This window comes from Pseudomonas sp. GW821-FHT09H03 (assembly GCF_059415945.1).
This window is the reverse complement of record NZ_JBWKOF010000018.1, coordinates 76,026-91,128: the sequence shown is the minus strand read 5'-3', so window position 1 is coordinate 91,128 and position 15,103 is coordinate 76,026. Positions and strand designations below refer to the sequence as shown.

Below are 15,103 nucleotides of genomic sequence, written 5' to 3'. Positions count from 1 at the left end.
ACCGCCGCTCCCACAATGAACTGTGGTGTTTCTTCTACCGTGCATGTGGCGCTATCGGAGAGTTTTTCTGGTGAGATTGGACAGTGTCAGGGGCAGGGGCGGTTGTTAGGCTCAACCGTACTGCACATCCAATAAGAACCAAAAGCAATGAAGCTGACATTCCTCCTGTTGCTGCTTTGTGGAACGGCGCCGATGGCCTGGGGCTGGTCGAACCATACGGTCGGCAGTTACCTGGCGTTGCAGGACTTGCCGACTTTGCGTGATGCGCCACAGGTCGAAGTCGAGCCGCTGGAACAGTTTCTTTCGCAGCAATACCAAGCCGTGAGCGCGCTGCTCGACGAGCAGGAGCGCTTCGCCCGTGAGCACTTCGCCCCATATCCGCCGCGCCCCGACAACCTGCGATTGCCCGCCGTGCCTGGGGGCAATCTGCGCCACGACTTCCTCACCGCACTGCGCATCAACCCCGGGATTCATCTGGCGATGGTCATCCAGCCGATGCCGGGCAAGGATCTGCCCGAGCGTGAACACCTCAAGGCCGAGCAGGTCATGGTGCCGCAGACGCTCTCGCCGTGGAATCGACAGCGCTTCATCGTTGTTGCTGACCACGAACAAGTAGCGCCCCTGGCCGTATTGGCCAGCGCCGCGGACGAGCCGGATTACGGCCACGACATCAACCTGTTCAGCGACAACCCGGGCGAGGTTGGCGCGTTGTACGGCTTCGGCCCACAGCCTTTCGGCGACGCCCGGTTTCAGTACAGCTCCCAGGCACCGTTCCATATGGGGTTCTTCCAGGAAAACCCGGTGGTCTATGCCGCAGCCGGATTTCTTCGGCACAGCTGGCCGCACTGGCGCGCCTACCAGTACATGGGCCTGGCGCGACTGGCATTTGCCACTGGCCACTCTTACTGGGGCTATCGATTTCTCGGTTGGGGCCTGCATCACGTTCAGGACCTGACCCAGCCGTATCACGCCAAGCCGCTGCCCGGTGTCGGTCTTGCGAGCTTGCTGCTGCTGGAAGGCAAGGCCCTGGCCGGCTTCGATGCCGACAAGCATGCAGCCATCGAGCGCGTCGCCACCCGGCACGCGGAAGTGGAGAAATATCAGACGACCTGGCTGCGTCGCCTGCTGCGCGCCGGGCAGGCACACCCGATGCTTGACGCTTACGCCGATTTTGCCCAGGACGCCCGTTATCCGCCGTACTCGGTGGACTACCTGCGCGAAGTGGTGAGTGCCGAGTCCGTCGAGGAATCCGCAGCCTTCGATGAAGCCATCGGCCAGTGGCTGGACGCGGCACCGATTACCAGCGATTTCAGCCGCGGCAACCAGCTGCTGCGCGAAGGCTTCGACCATCCGGCACTTAACCAGCAGCTGTTCAAACTGCTGGGGCATTTCGGCGCCCATAGCCGCATTTACGCCCGTGCGGGATTGGCGCCATAGCCATCGCGACAACGATGTCAGAAGACAAAAACAATAAAACCAGGGAAAGAGGAACGGATCATGAACACTCGATTTCGCCTGTCTGGCGCGGCGCTTCCCGGCGTGGGCCTGGCAGGGCTGTTGCAACTGTGCGCGGTCGACGGCGTGCAGGCCGGGGAATTCAGCGTACTGGATAACCAGATCACCGGTTCATTCGACAGCACCTTGTCCTATGGCCGCTTGTGGCGGGTCCAGGGTCGGGACAAGAGCAACGATGACGTCAACACCAACGACGGCAATCGCAACTTCGACACCGGGCTGGTTTCGGAGGTGTACAAGATCACCTCGGAGCTGGAGGCCAACTATCAGAACTACGGGATGTTCGTGCGCGGCACCGCGTTCTATGACACCCAGCTGATGGACAAGCGCAACGATTACTACCGCAACAACAACCCATCGCAACCCAGCCAGAGTTACCCGCAGGACGACCACTTCACCAGCCAGACCCGCGATATCGCCGGTAGCCGGGTGGAGATGCTCGACGCCTACCTCTATGGCAACTGGGACGTCGCGCAGATGCCGGTCACGGCTCGCGTCGGGCGCCAGGTGTTCAACTGGGGCGAGGGGATTTTCTACCGTGGCGGGGTCAATACCACCAACCCGGTGGACGCCGCCAAGTACCGTTTGCCCGGGGCCGAAGTCAAGGAAGTGCTGGTGCCGGTGGAAGCGCTCAGCTTCAACATCGGCCTGACCGACACCCTGACCATGGAAAGCTTCTACCAGACGAACTGGAAGGAAACCCGCATCGACCCGGTCGGTACTTTCTACTCGCAGACGGACCTGTTCGCCGACGGCGGCAACACCGCCTACAACAACTTCAGCGGTACCGCGCTGGACACCCCGGTGCCTGGTTTCGGCAACGTGATCGACCTGTACAGCGCGCTGGGCAACAACCCGCTGCTCAACCAGGCCCTGAGCACCACGGGCCTCTATGCCAACGGGGTAACCCCGGCCTTTGGCAACACGGTCAAAGTGGCCTCGGTCGGCAAGGATTTCAACGCACGCAACGACGGCCAGTTCGGCTTCGCCTTTCGCTACATCGCCGAAGAACTCAACAGCACCGAGTTCGGGCTGTACATGGTCAATTACCACGCCAAGGAACCGACCATTTCCGCCGACCTGGGAGGCTACCAAGGCATCGACATGAATGCCCTGACCAACCTCTTGGCCGGTGTCGCTGGCAGTCAGGCGGGGCAGCTGGCCAACGGCCTGGCGACCATGGATGTGCTGGGCAATATTCAGGCGCATCGGCGTTACGCCGAAGACATCCGCATGTACGGTTTCAGTTTCAACACCACCCTGGGTCAGGCGTCGGTGTTTGGCGAAGTGGCTTATCGGCCGAACCTGCCCATCGGGGTTGCCGCCACCAACGACCTGATCGGCGACCTGGCCAATGGCGCTGCCGCTGCGGCATCCGGCCAGACCATCAACATTGGCGGCCAGCAGGTCACGCTCGACAGCCAGATCAATAACGCCGAGCGGGTGGAAACGTTCAACACGTCCCTGGGCACCATTTACAACTTTGGTCCGAGCCTGTCGTTCGACTCGATGTTCGGCGTGTTCGAGCTGGCGTCCGAGCACCTGCGCGGCAGCAATCTGCAGTACACAGCCTATGACGGCAGCAATCGTTACTACGCAGGCACCGGCAATTTTTCCTACGTGTCCGGCGGCGAGCGCGGCGACCAGGTCAACCGCAATTCCTACAGCTACACCGCAATGCTCAACGGCACCTGGAACGACGTGTATGCCGGGGTCAACGTCTCGCCCTACGTCGTCTACAAGGATGACTTCGAGGGCAACAGCTATCAGGCAGGCAACATCATCGAGGGCCGCAAGGCTTACACCCTGGGGATCAAGGCCAACTACCAGAACAAGCTCGAGGCCGAGCTGCAATACACCGAGTTCTATGGCGGCGGGCAGAACAACGGCCTGCGTGACCGCGACAACGTCGGCTTCAACCTCAAGTACTTCTTGTAAGCGCCATACACAAATCCCTGTGGGAGCGAGCCTGCTCGCGATGAGGGCGGCACATCCAGCATCGATGCCGCCTGACACACCGCCATCGCGAGCAGGCTCGCTCCTACAGGGGATCTGCTGCGTTTTGCAGACCAGCTGGATTTTTCGGAGAACGATCATGTTTCACACTTCACGACTGACCAAAATCTCGCTGGCGCTCATCTTGAGCCTGGCCGCCAGCACTGCCCTGGCCGCGATCACGCCCCAGCAGGCCGAGCAATTGAAAACCACACTGACACCGCTGGGTGCCGAGCGTGCCGGCAACGCCGCCGGTACCATCCCGGCCTGGAACGGCGGTATCACCCAGGCGCCGGCGGGCTACAAGCCGGGCCAGCACCACCTGGACCCGTATGCGACGGACAAACCACTGTTCACCATCACCAAGGCCAACCTTGAACAGTACAAGGCCCACCTCAGCCCGGGGCAGGTCGCACTGTTCAACAGCTACCCCGACACCTTCCAGATGCCGATCTATCCGTCTCGTCGTTCGGGCTCGGCGCCGCAGTGGCTGTATGACAACACCTTCAAGAATGCGACTTCGGCCAAGTTGCTCGATGGCGGCACCGGTTTTGCCGATGCCTATGGCGGTGTGCCGTTTCCGGTGCCCAAGGACGGGGTTGAGGTGCTGTGGAACCACATCACCCGTTATCGCGGCATTTATGTGGTCCGGCGTGCCTCCGAAGCGCCGGTACAGCGCAACGGCAGCTTCGCGCTGGTGACCTCGCAGCAGGAGGGGCTCTTCAACTATTACCGTCCAGGCGGGCAGTTTGCCGACCTGAAAAACATCCTGTTTTACTACCTGGCATTCGTGAAGAGCCCGGCCCGGCTGGCGGGCGGTGCGGCGTTGGTTCACGAAACCCTTGATCAGCTCAAGGACCCGCGTCAGGCCTGGGTCTACGACGCCGGCCAGCGCCGCGTGCGCCGGGCGCCGAACCTCGCCTATGACACCCCGATCGCCTCGTCCGACGGCCTGCGCACGGCGGACGATACTGACATGTTCAACGGCTCACCGGACCGCTACGACTGGAAGCTCAAGGGCAAGCAAGAGGTCTACATTCCCTACAACAACTACAAAGTCGGTAGCCCCGATGTGAAATATGCGCAGTTGCTCACACCGGGCCACCTCAACCCGCAATTCACCCGTTACGAGCTGCATCGGGTCTGGGTAGTCGAAGGCACCCTCAAGCCGGGCTCGCGGCATATCTATTCCAAGCGGGTGCTGTTTCTCGACGAGGACAGTTGGGGCGCTGCACTGGTGGATCAATACGACGGGCGAGGGGAGTTGTGGCGGGTGTCGATGGCCTACCTGAAAAACTTCTACGACCTGCCTACCACCTGGAGTGCGCTGGACGTGTTCCATGACTTGCAGGCGCGTCGTTACTACGTGCAGAACCTGGACAACGAAGAGCCGGCCACCGTGGACTTCGCCCAACCGGTGCCGGAAGACGCGTACTTCATGCCGTCGGCATTGCGTCAGCGCGGGACGCGGTAAGACCTGCGTGCAAGCGCAAACAAAAGCTTGAAGTCCTTGTCATGGCCATGGCCATGTTCGACGAGGACTTTGCCGGACGTATTTTGCCTTGGTGAAAAACCAAAGCGAATACAAGCCAAATTCCATGCTTGGGGGTTCCCCAAAACATAGAATCTCCCACAGGGTGTTGGGTCGTTCACAGAGTCTGTGTTCGACGCCTTGCCTGTGGGAGCGGCGGTGCGACCTGCTCGAAAATGGTTCATTCATTCACCGCAAGCCGCTGCTTCACTATCGTCGGTTGGCTGGAAGATTGTTCTTTTTGGAAGTCGCCAAAGTGTGTAAGCAGGGGGTGTCGGCAGCAATCCCGGGACAGGGTAATACACCGGTTTAAGGTTTTTTTCACAAAGCTTTCACCGGCAGCCAACGCCAGCCTCACTAACCTTGCGCCACCAAATGAGCTGGTGCGTGCTGGCGAGGCGGCTTGATGTGGAATTGAAACTGAGCCTGTTCGGGATAAAACGCTCGATCGATCTGAGCCGTTTTGCCCGCTTTCGCAATATGGCGGTGGTCCTGGCCTCGGCGCTGCTGGTGATCCCGTTGACGATATTTCTGCTGCAGCCCGCTGCCGTACCGGACCTGGCCAACGGCAACGTGGTCGGTGCGCGAGCGTTGATGACAGCGTGGGCCAAGGGCGATGTGATCGTGTTGGTGCGGCACGTCGAACGATGCGACCACTCCAAAGCTGCCTGCCTGAGCGGTAACGACGGGATTACCGATCGCTCCCGTGGCGTTGCAGTGAGTGTCGGGGACCACTTCGAACAGCTGGGGCTGGAGCGTGCCGATATCTACAACAGCCCGATCCTGCGCACGGTGCAGACCGCTGGCTATATGTTCAACAAGGCCGGTGTGGGCGAAGACTGGTTGATCAGTTGCAAGGGCACCATGCTGCGCGACGCGCTGGCGCACAAGGTTGCCGGGCGCAACCTGATTCTGGTGACCCACAGCGAATGCATGGTGCAGATGGAAAAGGACCTCAAGTTTCCGGCATCGACGCCGGACTATGGCACTGCCCTGTTTATCAACGCCGAAACATTGAACGCGCCACGCATGCTTGGCTTCATCGAGGCTTCTGACTGGCATTCCGTGGCTACCGAATGAATGCCCTGGCTGGATCGACACGCACCATGCAGACCACTTCGCGCTCGCGCTTCTACTGGATGAATTTCGGTATCCCACTGGCCTGTGCGGTGGTGGTGTTCCTGATGTTCGACCTGACCAAAATCGATATCGCCTTCAACGACCTGTTTTACGACCCGGTCACCCAAACGTTCCCGCTGGACCATGTGCACTGGTTCGAAAAAATCACCCACAAATGGGCGCGGATCATTCCGAACTGGACCGGCGAGATAGCGGTCATCGGTGCCTTGTTGTCGTTCCTGTGGCCACGCCTGAAAGCGCAGAAACATCCGAAGATCATCGCGTTTCTGGAAAAAACCAAAGTGGCGCCAGTGCTGCGCTTTACCCACAAACACCGTCGGGATTTTCTCTACGTGGTGTTCGCGTTTTCCATCAGCACGGGCCTGATCCATTACCTCAAGGGCCACACCAGCGTGTACTGCCCGGTTGAAACCACGCAATACGCCGGCAAAATCGAGCACAAGGAGTGGTATGAGAATTTCGACCTGCTCAAGGTTGCCGGTGACGGTCGCTGCTGGCCGGGCGGCCATGCTTCGGGCGGCTTTACCATGCTTGCGTTGTACTTTGTGGCCCGCCGTTATCGCTGGCGCTATTCGAAGGCGCTGATGTATGGCTCGTTGGCCCTGGGTTTTGTTTACGGTACGACTCGGGTGCTGCAAGGCTGGCACTACATGTCCCACACCTTCTGGGCCGGGATCTTCGTGTGGCTGGCCTGTTTGCTGACGGCGCTGGCGTTTTATGGGCGAGCGCAGCTGGAAATGCCGGTGCTCGATGAGGCGGAAAAAACCGTACCCGGTGAAGCAAAAAAAAGCCCGCGGGAGGGCGGGCAAACTGTAGTTTCTTGAAAGAGCGAGCCAAATGTACAGGCTGGCGCAGGCCGCCGGGGTGAAGAAAAATTCATTTCGATGAAGGCCGTGGAGCAGACACCTCGCCAGGTTCAAGGCAAGTAATCGGCGGCAAAGTCGGCCTCGGATCGAGCGCGCAAACTTCCCCTGCGACACGCCTGCTGGAATCGCTCGAAATCGCGCTCGTTCTGTTTGGTATAGCCTTGGGAATATTGGTAGAGCGCATCGGCTAGCGCCTCGCTCTTGCCAATATAGCCGCTGATCAGCGCTGCCTGTCCCGAAGACTTGGCATGGGCACGGGCCAGGGCTCGACCGCAGACCCGGCCGTAGGCCGTGAAGGTTTCACCGTCAAAGGTTTCCAATTCCGCCGAGACTTTCATGTCGCGCAATTGCCGCACATAGAAATGGCGCCCGCTCGGGCCGGTGGTCCAGCCGAGGAACAGGTCACTGGCCGATTGCATGTGCCGCTGGCCGTCGACCACACGCTGGCCTTCATGGCGTACCCGCGACCTGGTCTTCACGTAGCTGGCCAGGACTGAGCGTCGCGCCTCCTTGAATTGCAGGAATAATGGAGACTCCTGATCGTCCGTCAGCAAGGCGACCAGGCAACGGGTACCGACACTGCCGACACCCACCACCTTGAACGCCATGTCGTGCACATGAAAACGTGACAACAGGTCCCGACGATCTGCTTGCAGTGTGCCACGGTAGTCGCGCATGAAAGCGTCATACAGCGGTCGCCAGTCCGAGAGACGCAGCCAGTCGTCATCGGGGTCCAGCAGCGTGGTGTTATTGTGCAGGTGGAAAATTTCCGGGAGGTCGTCGCGAATCACCAGGTGACCTTCAGCGTGACGTTCACTGATTTTCGGCAGCAGTTCGGCATGGGTGCGACGCCCGGCTTTTTCGATGGCGTATTGCACATGTTCCAGCGCGCTTTTGCGCGCCTTCGCCAGCATGTCGTTATAGGTGATCGACTCGTACCAGGTTTCCAGTGCGCTTTGCTCCGCGCACTCGAGCATCGTCTCCAGGTAGGCGCCCACGACTTCATGGCACAGCGTTTCTTCAACCGATTGCCCATGACGCAGGTCGCGTGCGGCGACCATGCAACTGGCCACCAGGCGTTTCAAATCCCACTCCCATGGCCCGGGATGGGTTTCGTCGAAGTCGTTGACGCTGAACAGCAGATTGCGCTCCGGCGTTGCGAAGCCACCGAAATTCATCAAGTGACAGTCACCACAGATCGGCGAAACCAGGCCCATGTTCGGGGTGCCGGCCAGGTCGTGAGCCTGCAGCAGCGCGTTGCCGCGATAAAAGGTGAATGGCGACACCAGCATGCGCCCATAGCGCAACTCCACCAGTGACCTGATCCGCCCCGAGCTGGACGCCTTGATCAGCGGCAGGGGGTCGCGCTCAATGTTTCCCAAGGTCGCTTGCGAACTGCGGGGGCAGGTTTTGCGGGCATCCTTACCTTGCTTGAAACGGTCAGTGAGCGTGCTCATGGGGGGCTCTTTCGACGGGTGTCGTAGAACGTGTGCCATTGAGTGTAGAAGAGGTGCGGGACTTCTTCGCAGAGAATGAAGGCGGATCGTTGAGCGAGGCCTGCTATAGTCAGTCGGAGCGGCTCAAGGCAATGGCTGCTGGCAAAACAACATCTATCCTGGAGCTTGGTTATGCGAATCGTAGCGACGCTTGTGTGCACATTTCTGCTTTCCCTGGCTTTACCCTCGCTGTCCTTTGCCGGTTCAAATTGCGATGACGCAGGCAGTGCCAGTGACGTCCGGAACTGCCTGAAAAACAACAGCGATCAAAAGGGCAAGGGCAATTGCAACGACAATGGCAATTGCAACAAGGCCAAGGACAAGGGGAAAAACAAAGACAATGACGATTACGCGGTCAGTTGCATGGAGATCAACAACCTTGTCCTGCGCCGTGAGTGTCTTGATAAACGCAGGGATTGAAGGGTGGATGCCGGGTGAGTGTTGAGCCTTTCCACTGCTGGTGTCATGCATGAAAAAGACGTCTACAGACGTCTTTTTTTATTTGAATGGTGCTGGTTTGATGGTTGTTCAAACCCGTTGGCGTTTTTCGCGGCGCCACGCCGAGACACTGCACCCGAATCGGTCCGAGAACCATCGAGAAAAGGCACTCAAGGACGAATAGCCCAGTAGCGTCGCCACATCAGACAGCGGCCGTTCTCTGTTTTCAACATATTGAATCACCAGGTCGAGCCGAACTGCGTCGACGATGGAAGAGTAATTATGGCCGTGACTGGCCAGATGCCGGTGCATGGTCTTGCGGTCCATGCCCAGTTGCCCGGCCACGCGCTCGGCAACGCATTCTCCTTTCGGCAGCAGGGCCAGTACCAGCTTTCTGACCTTGTCAGGCATGGTCAAATCGGACTGGGCCAGTTTCGCATTGAGGAAATCCCGGGCATGCCACGCCAGAATGGGGTCATACGAAGGGATCGTTGTATCGAAATCGGCTTGGGTCAACACGATACCGTCGAAGTCCTGATTGAACAGGATTGAGGTGCCAAACACGCGTCGGTGCGTGGTCAGGCTGGCTGGCGCCTTGTGCTCGAAGCAGACGCTTATGGGTTTCCAGTTGGCCCCCAGGAACAGCTTGAGTATGCGGTACAGCGTGCAGATGACGATCTCGATCGACTGGCGCAGAGACGCGCGCGCACCGTGTATCACTTGCAGCCTGAGAAGCGCCACGCCGTTCACTTCCTCGATGCACAAATCCATCGACTCGTTGTACAGCACAAGATGGCGCGCAACCGACCCCAAGGCTTCGCGCAGTGTGGCTTCCTCGCGCAGGGCAATCGCCAATGGCCCCAGGTTCTCCAGTTGGCGCATTTCGCCCATGCGCAGGCCGAAGTCTTCGACGCCTGAGTCACGAGCCGATTCCTCCAGCAGGCGCAACACCGACTTTGCCGGGATCTTGATGTCCGGATCCAGTAGCGCTGAGGCGCTGACGCCGGCTTTGCGCAACTGCCGATAAGGGTCCAGGCCCGCTGCGCGGGCAACCTCGATAAAGTTTGTCAGGCTTGAGCTTCTGATTAAGGTCGGCATCGAGATTCCTCTTGTGCCCCAAAATGTAAAGTCTGCGCCCCAAAATATCAAATTCGCACACAGCCATTCACCGATACTTTTCCTGCACAGCGCTGACATTGCGATGAAGTGAAGTCTGCGCGCCGAAGGTTTTGAATCAGGAGAATGAATGTGCCCCACGCCATACGCATGCATGAAACAGGCGGCCCCGATGTCTTGCGCCTGGAGAAAGTGGAAGTCGGCGATCCCGGCCCTGGTCAGGTTCGGCTGCGCCACGAAGCGGTCGGTTTGAACTTCGCCGACACCTATTTCCGCAGTGGCCTGTATCCGATGCCACTGCCTGCCGGCATGGGGGTCGAGGCCGCCGGCGTTGTCGAGGCCGTCGGCGAAGGCGTGACCAATGTCTGTGAAGGGGATCGCGTCACCTACACCGGCTTTTTGAACACCCTGGGAGCCTACAGTACCGAGCGCTTGATACCGGCTGCGCCCTTGATCAAGTTACCCGAGGCGATCAGCTGTGAAACCGCCGCCGCCATGACCATGCGCGGCCTGACCTCGTCGTATCTGATGCGCCGCATCTACGACTTCAAACCCGGCGACACCATTCTGTTGCATGCTGCCGCCGGCGGTGTCGGCCTGATCGTTGCGCAATGGGCCAAGCTGTTGGGCCTGACGGTCATCGGCACCGTTTCTACCGAAGAAAAAGCGGCCATCGCACGGGCCCACGGTTGCGATCACACCATCAATTACAGCCATGAAGATGTGGCCAAGCGTGTGCGCGAAATGACCGATGGTGTCGGCGTGAACGTGGTCATCGACAGTGTTGGCAAGAGCACCTTCAATGCCTCGCTCGACTCCGTCAAGCGGCGCGGCCTGGTGATCTGCCTGGGCTTCACCTCCGGAACCCTCTCCAATTTCGATCCGCAAATCCTCGCCACCAAGGGCTCTCCTTATCTGGCGCGACCGGCATTGGCCGATTACATCGCCGACCCGGCCGAAAAGGCGGATCTGGCCGCCGAACTGTTTGGTCACGTCGGCGCAGGCCGCATCAAGATCGAGATCAACCAGCGCTATACGCTGGAAGATGCAGCCCAGGCGCACCGCGACCTGGAGGCGCGCAAGACCACCGGCTCCTCAATCTTCGTCATCTAAGGAGGGCGGCGCGAATGAGAGTCGAACAATTGACCTGTGCAATCGGTGCCGAACTGATCGGTATCAACTTACGCGATGCGGTGCATGACGATGCTTTGTTCGCCGCTATCCGTGAGGCCTTGATCAAGCATCGGGTGCTGTTCCTGCGCGACCAGGACATCACCAGCACCGAACATGCGGCTTTTGCGCGCCGCTTCGGCGACCTTGAAGATCACCCGGTGGCGCCCACACATGAGGATGCGCCGGGCCTGGTGAAAATCTACAAGACCCCGGACCACCCCGTCGACCGCTACGAAAATTGCTGGCATACCGACGCGACCTGGCGCGAAGCCCCGCCCTTTGGCGCCGTGCTGCGCTGCGTGGAATGCCCGCCAGTCGGTGGCGACACTATGTGGGCCAACATGGTGCTGGCCTACGAGAAGCTGCCGGAGGACGTCAAGGCGAGGATTGCCGACCTGGTTGCCAGCCATAGCATCGAGTCCAGCTTTGGTGCCGCCATGCCCAGGGATAAGCGTCTCGCGCTGAAGAGCCAGTTTCCAGATGCCCAACACCCGGTGGTGCGCACGCATCCGCAAACCGCGGAAAAGATCCTGTTCGTCAATGCGTTCACAACGCACTTCGTCAATTACCACACCCGGGAGCGGGTGCGTTATGGCCAGGACTACAACAAGAGCGGCAGTGAGCTTCTGCAGTACCTGATCAGCCAGGCCTGCATCCCCGAGTACCAGGTGCGCTGGCGCTGGAAGAAAAACAGCGTGGCGATCTGGGATAACCGTTCGACCCAGCATTACGCCGTGATGGATTACCCGCCCTGCCATCGCAAGATGGACCGCGCCACCATCATCGGCGATCAGCCTTATTGAACACGCGAGCACCATCGGCCCCAGCTGATCTTTCGTCCCCGTTGTACAGACGCTCTTTCATCCTAACGGCAATAAGGGAACAGACATGATCCAAACCAATCCCACCCCGCTCGAGGGTAAGGTCGCCATCATTACTGGCGCCGGTCGTGGCATCGGCCGCAGTGTGGCCATCGCCTATGCCAGGGCTGGCGCTGCCGTGGTATGCAGTGCCCGCAGCGCCGGGCAAATCGCTGAAACGGCCGCTTTGATCAAGACGGCGGGTGGCCAGGCGCTTGCGCATGTCGCTGACGTGGGTGACTACGCTTCGATGGTCTCTCTGTTTCAGCGCGCCAGCGATGAATATGGTGGCGTCGATATTGTGGTGGCCAACGCAGGTGTCGCCACCGAGCAACGCCGGATCGAAGACAGCGACCCCGAGTTGTGGCGCCAGACCATCGACATCAATCTGACCGGTGCCTACTACACGGCACATGCCGCCATCCCGCACCTGCGCAAGCGTGGCGCCGGCAAGATCATCATGATCGGCTCCGGCCAACGCAATCGCCCTGCGCCAGGTTTTTCGGCCTATTCCTGTTCCAAGAGCGGCCTGTGGATGCTCACTCAATCGCTGGCGCTGGAGCTGCATGAGTACAACATCAGCGTCAACGAACTCATTCCTGGCCCGGTCAAGACCGACATGACCCGCGATGCGGCCATCCCCCCCGGGGAGTGGTTCAAGTCGCCCCAGGAGGTCACGCCAATGGCCTTGTTCATCGCGAGCATGCCCGACGTCGGCCCGACGGCCCAGAGCTACAGCCTCATGCGCCGACCTGCCTGAGCCATGCCTGCCTTTTCGCGCTGAAAAACTGATCGTATCCGAACCTGGGAGAACGCCATGCAGTCATCACAACGAACCGAACATGCAGCAAGCGACAGAACACACGGCAAGCTCGCTGGCCGCATAGCCCTGATCACTGGCGCAGGCCGCGGTCTTGGCGGCACCATCGCGGTAGACATGGCCCGGGCCGGCGCCGATATCGTTGTCTGCGATATCGACATGCCCGCCCTGGAAGAAACCCGGCAAAGAGTGGAGGAGACGGGCGCAGCCTGCCTGGCCCTGCGCTGCGACATCACTTCAAGCCGAGAGGTAGCAGAGATGTTTGCCTGCGCCGCCGAGCGTTTTGGCACAGTGCATATTTTGGTGAACAACGCAGCGCTCGCGCCCACCGGCAAAGCCGACGCGGAGCGCCGCAACAAGCACTACGCCTACATGACCACACCAGTGCCCCGTCAATCCCTGGGCTTCACCAGCCAGATCACCGATGAGGACTGGCTGCGCTACTGGGATGTCAACGTGCATGGCACGTTCTACTGCACACGCGAAGCCCTCAAGCTGATGGAGGCGCAGCACTACGGCAGGATCATCAACCTGGCATCGATCGCGGGCTTCTCCACCCTTAGCGTGCACAGCCCCCACTACTGCGCCACCAAGGGGGCCGTTATTGCCTTCACCAAGTCGGTCGCGGCCGAAGTGGCCGGCTCCAATATCCTCGTCAACGCGCTGGCGCCGGGAGGCGTGTCGACACCGTTCTTCGAGGAGTATCTCGACTCCATCGGCGAAGAAGCCAGGAACAGATTCTGGCAAGTGATCCCCGCAGGGCGTTTTGGCCAGATGGAGGAATATGCGTCCATGGCGACGTACCTGGCTGGAGACCATTACTTTGTGGGGCAGGTAATCAGTCCCAACGGTGGGGCCGTGATTTAAATGAAGTGAACCGTAAGCCATCTGGCCCGCATGCAGATGGCATCCCCACACGGCACATCAGACATGAAGGTTCCCATGATGAAACTGGCGACATTCAAGCGCATGCAGGACAGCACCCAGCAAGACTGGGACATCATCAAACCCCAGGCCGCGAAGTTTTTCAGCGCACTGCCCGAGCGCGTGCTGGCGCACCTGCAACTACTCAAAGGCGACTTCAGCGGCTTCCCCATCGACCGCTACAGCCACTGCCTGCAGAGCGCCACACTGGCCTTGAAGGACGGGCGCGACGAAGAATATGTGGTATGCACACTGCTGCACGATATTGGCGATACCCTGGGCTCATACAACCACCCCGAAGTCGCGGCGGCGATCCTTAAACCGTTCGTATCCGAAGCCAACCTGTGGATGATCGAGCACCACGGCATTTTTCAGGGGCATAATTTCTTTCACTGCCTTGGCATGGATCGCAACATGCGTGACCGGTTCAAGGAGCATCCGCATTACGAACGTACGGTGGAGTTTATCGATAAATACGACAGCCCTGCGTTTGATCCGGAGGGGGAGATTTATCCGCTGAGTACGTTTGAGCCGATGGTGAGGCGGGTGATGGGGGCGCCGCGGCGATCTATCTATAAGGCGGTTGTGGATGCGGGGTGAGGTCCGCTTTAGCAGGGGCAGGCGGGAGTTGGTTTTTATCAAACCCCAGATGCAACAAAGCCCGCATTGGGCGTAATGCTGTGGGCACACACTTGTGGCGAGGGGGCTTGCCCCCGTTGGGTCGCGAAGCGGCCCCAAAAACCTGCCATCAGGGCGTATCAGGTACACCACGTGTAATGGTTTTGCGACTGCTTCGCAGTCGAACGGGGGCGAGCCCCCTCGCCACAGATTTTGTACTTGCCTGATGATCGTCTTAAGTGAACAGCACTACCGCACTGGGCGGGCTTTGCCAGTTTTGGTTGGTGGGCCGGGACCAAAAAGGGGACGGACCAAAAAGCAAAAAGGGGACAAGCAAAAAAGAGGACGGATCTATTTGTGCCGGATTGTCACCTGCGGCTGGCGTCTTCACTGGCAAGCCACCTGCGACAAGGGGGAGCCATCGATTGCCAAACCCCAGATGCAACAAAGCCCGCACTAGGCGTAATGCTGTGGGCACACACTTGTGACGAGGGGGCTTGCCCCCGTTGGGTCGCGAAGCGGCCCCAAAATCGGCCATCAGGGCGTATCAGGTACACCACGTGTAATGGTTTTGCGACTGCTTCGCAGTCGAACGGGGGCGAGCCCCCTCG

The 15,103-nt window shown here is 59.7% G+C and carries 13 protein-coding genes; 10 read left to right on the top strand and 3 right to left on the bottom strand.

Annotated features, from left to right (window positions below; all coding sequences use genetic code 11):
* Positions 1-147 precede the first annotated feature (147 nt).
* The 5 genes from AC07OG_RS22655 (at position 148) to AC07OG_RS22635 (ending at position 7,005) form a co-directional block, all read left to right on the top strand.
* On the top strand, positions 148-1,437 hold the full coding sequence (locus AC07OG_RS22655; protein WP_495068141.1) for a phospholipase: 1,290 nt from the start codon (positions 148-150) through the stop codon (positions 1,435-1,437).
* Positions 1,438-1,497: 60 nt separating this feature from the next.
* Positions 1,498-3,453, top strand: a complete 1,956-nt coding sequence (locus tag AC07OG_RS22650) for a DUF1302 domain-containing protein (protein ID WP_495068140.1) — start codon at positions 1,498-1,500, stop codon at positions 3,451-3,453.
* A 157-nt stretch (positions 3,454-3,610) separates the two neighbouring features.
* Positions 3,611-4,984: a DUF1329 domain-containing protein gene (locus AC07OG_RS22645; protein WP_218425483.1), complete on the top strand. Its 1,374-nt coding sequence runs from the start codon at positions 3,611-3,613 to the stop codon at positions 4,982-4,984.
* A 465-nt stretch (positions 4,985-5,449) separates the two neighbouring features.
* A complete protein-coding gene (gene pmrG / locus AC07OG_RS22640; protein WP_495068139.1) occupies positions 5,450-6,121 on the top strand; it encodes a lipopolysaccharide core heptose(II)-phosphate phosphatase PmrG in 672 nt (223 codons plus the stop codon).
* A 26-nt stretch (positions 6,122-6,147) separates the two neighbouring features.
* The gene (locus tag AC07OG_RS22635; protein ID WP_218425485.1) at positions 6,148-7,005 is read left to right on the top strand and encodes a phosphatase PAP2 family protein; all 858 of its coding nucleotides are present in this window, start codon (positions 6,148-6,150) and stop codon (positions 7,003-7,005) included.
* Positions 7,006-7,097: 92 nt separating this feature from the next.
* On the opposite strand, the gene AC07OG_RS22630 is transcribed toward AC07OG_RS22635, so the two are convergent.
* From AC07OG_RS22630 to AC07OG_RS22620, 3 genes are all read right to left on the bottom strand, one after another.
* Entirely contained in the window at positions 7,098-8,504 is a 1,407-nt protein-coding gene (locus AC07OG_RS22630) for a DUF2252 domain-containing protein (protein WP_495068138.1), read from the bottom strand.
* Between the two features lie 243 nt (positions 8,505-8,747).
* Entirely contained in the window at positions 8,748-9,014 is a 267-nt protein-coding gene (locus AC07OG_RS22625) for a hypothetical protein (protein WP_495068137.1), read from the bottom strand.
* A 57-nt stretch (positions 9,015-9,071) separates the two neighbouring features.
* Entirely contained in the window at positions 9,072-10,079 is a 1,008-nt protein-coding gene (locus tag AC07OG_RS22620; protein ID WP_060541168.1) for an AraC family transcriptional regulator, read from the bottom strand.
* 168 nt (positions 10,080-10,247) lie between these two features.
* Between AC07OG_RS22620 and AC07OG_RS22615 the strand changes: the two genes are divergently transcribed.
* The 5 genes from AC07OG_RS22615 (at position 10,248) to AC07OG_RS22595 (ending at position 14,474) form a co-directional block, all read left to right on the top strand.
* Positions 10,248-11,210 carry a quinone oxidoreductase family protein gene (locus AC07OG_RS22615; RefSeq protein WP_495068157.1) on the top strand — a complete coding sequence of 321 codons (963 nt, stop codon included), beginning with the start codon at positions 10,248-10,250 and terminating at the stop codon, positions 11,208-11,210.
* Positions 11,211-11,224: 14 nt separating this feature from the next.
* Positions 11,225-12,073 carry a TauD/TfdA dioxygenase family protein gene (locus tag AC07OG_RS22610; RefSeq protein WP_060541170.1) on the top strand — a complete coding sequence of 283 codons (849 nt, stop codon included), beginning with the start codon at positions 11,225-11,227 and terminating at the stop codon, positions 12,071-12,073.
* Between the two features lie 85 nt (positions 12,074-12,158).
* Positions 12,159-12,890 (top strand): SDR family NAD(P)-dependent oxidoreductase, encoded by a 732-nt coding sequence (locus tag AC07OG_RS22605; protein WP_060541171.1) that lies wholly within the window; start codon positions 12,159-12,161, stop codon positions 12,888-12,890.
* 57 nt (positions 12,891-12,947) lie between these two features.
* The gene (locus AC07OG_RS22600; protein WP_060541172.1) at positions 12,948-13,817 is read left to right on the top strand and encodes an SDR family NAD(P)-dependent oxidoreductase; all 870 of its coding nucleotides are present in this window, start codon (positions 12,948-12,950) and stop codon (positions 13,815-13,817) included.
* Positions 13,818-13,892: 75 nt separating this feature from the next.
* On the top strand, positions 13,893-14,474 hold the full coding sequence (locus tag AC07OG_RS22595; protein WP_060541173.1) for an HD domain-containing protein: 582 nt from the start codon (positions 13,893-13,895) through the stop codon (positions 14,472-14,474).
* The last annotated feature ends 629 nt before the right edge of the window (positions 14,475-15,103 follow it).

Excerpts from the sequence above, each read along its gene's own strand:
- AC07OG_RS22635 (WP_218425485.1), top strand. The coding sequence starts at position 6,148 with ATGCAGACCACTTCGCGCTCGCGCTTCTACTGGATGAATTTCGGTATC.
- AC07OG_RS22610 (WP_060541170.1), top strand. The coding sequence starts at position 11,225 with ATGAGAGTCGAACAATTGACCTGTGCAATCGGTGCCGAACTGATCGGT.
- AC07OG_RS22650 (WP_495068140.1), top strand. The coding sequence starts at position 1,498 with ATGAACACTCGATTTCGCCTGTCTGGCGCGGCGCTTCCCGGCGTGGGC.
- AC07OG_RS22595 (WP_060541173.1), top strand. The coding sequence starts at position 13,893 with ATGATGAAACTGGCGACATTCAAGCGCATGCAGGACAGCACCCAGCAA.
- AC07OG_RS22605 (WP_060541171.1), top strand. The coding sequence starts at position 12,159 with ATGATCCAAACCAATCCCACCCCGCTCGAGGGTAAGGTCGCCATCATT.
- AC07OG_RS22620 (WP_060541168.1), bottom strand. The coding sequence starts at position 10,079 with ATGCCGACCTTAATCAGAAGCTCAAGCCTGACAAACTTTATCGAGGTT.
- AC07OG_RS22625 (WP_495068137.1), bottom strand. The coding sequence starts at position 9,014 with ATGCATGACACCAGCAGTGGAAAGGCTCAACACTCACCCGGCATCCAC.
- AC07OG_RS22600 (WP_060541172.1), top strand. The coding sequence starts at position 12,948 with ATGCAGTCATCACAACGAACCGAACATGCAGCAAGCGACAGAACACAC.
- AC07OG_RS22645 (WP_218425483.1), top strand. The coding sequence starts at position 3,611 with ATGTTTCACACTTCACGACTGACCAAAATCTCGCTGGCGCTCATCTTG.
- AC07OG_RS22615 (WP_495068157.1), top strand. The coding sequence starts at position 10,248 with ATGCATGAAACAGGCGGCCCCGATGTCTTGCGCCTGGAGAAAGTGGAA.
- AC07OG_RS22630 (WP_495068138.1), bottom strand. The coding sequence starts at position 8,504 with ATGAGCACGCTCACTGACCGTTTCAAGCAAGGTAAGGATGCCCGCAAA.
- AC07OG_RS22655 (WP_495068141.1), top strand. The coding sequence starts at position 148 with ATGAAGCTGACATTCCTCCTGTTGCTGCTTTGTGGAACGGCGCCGATG.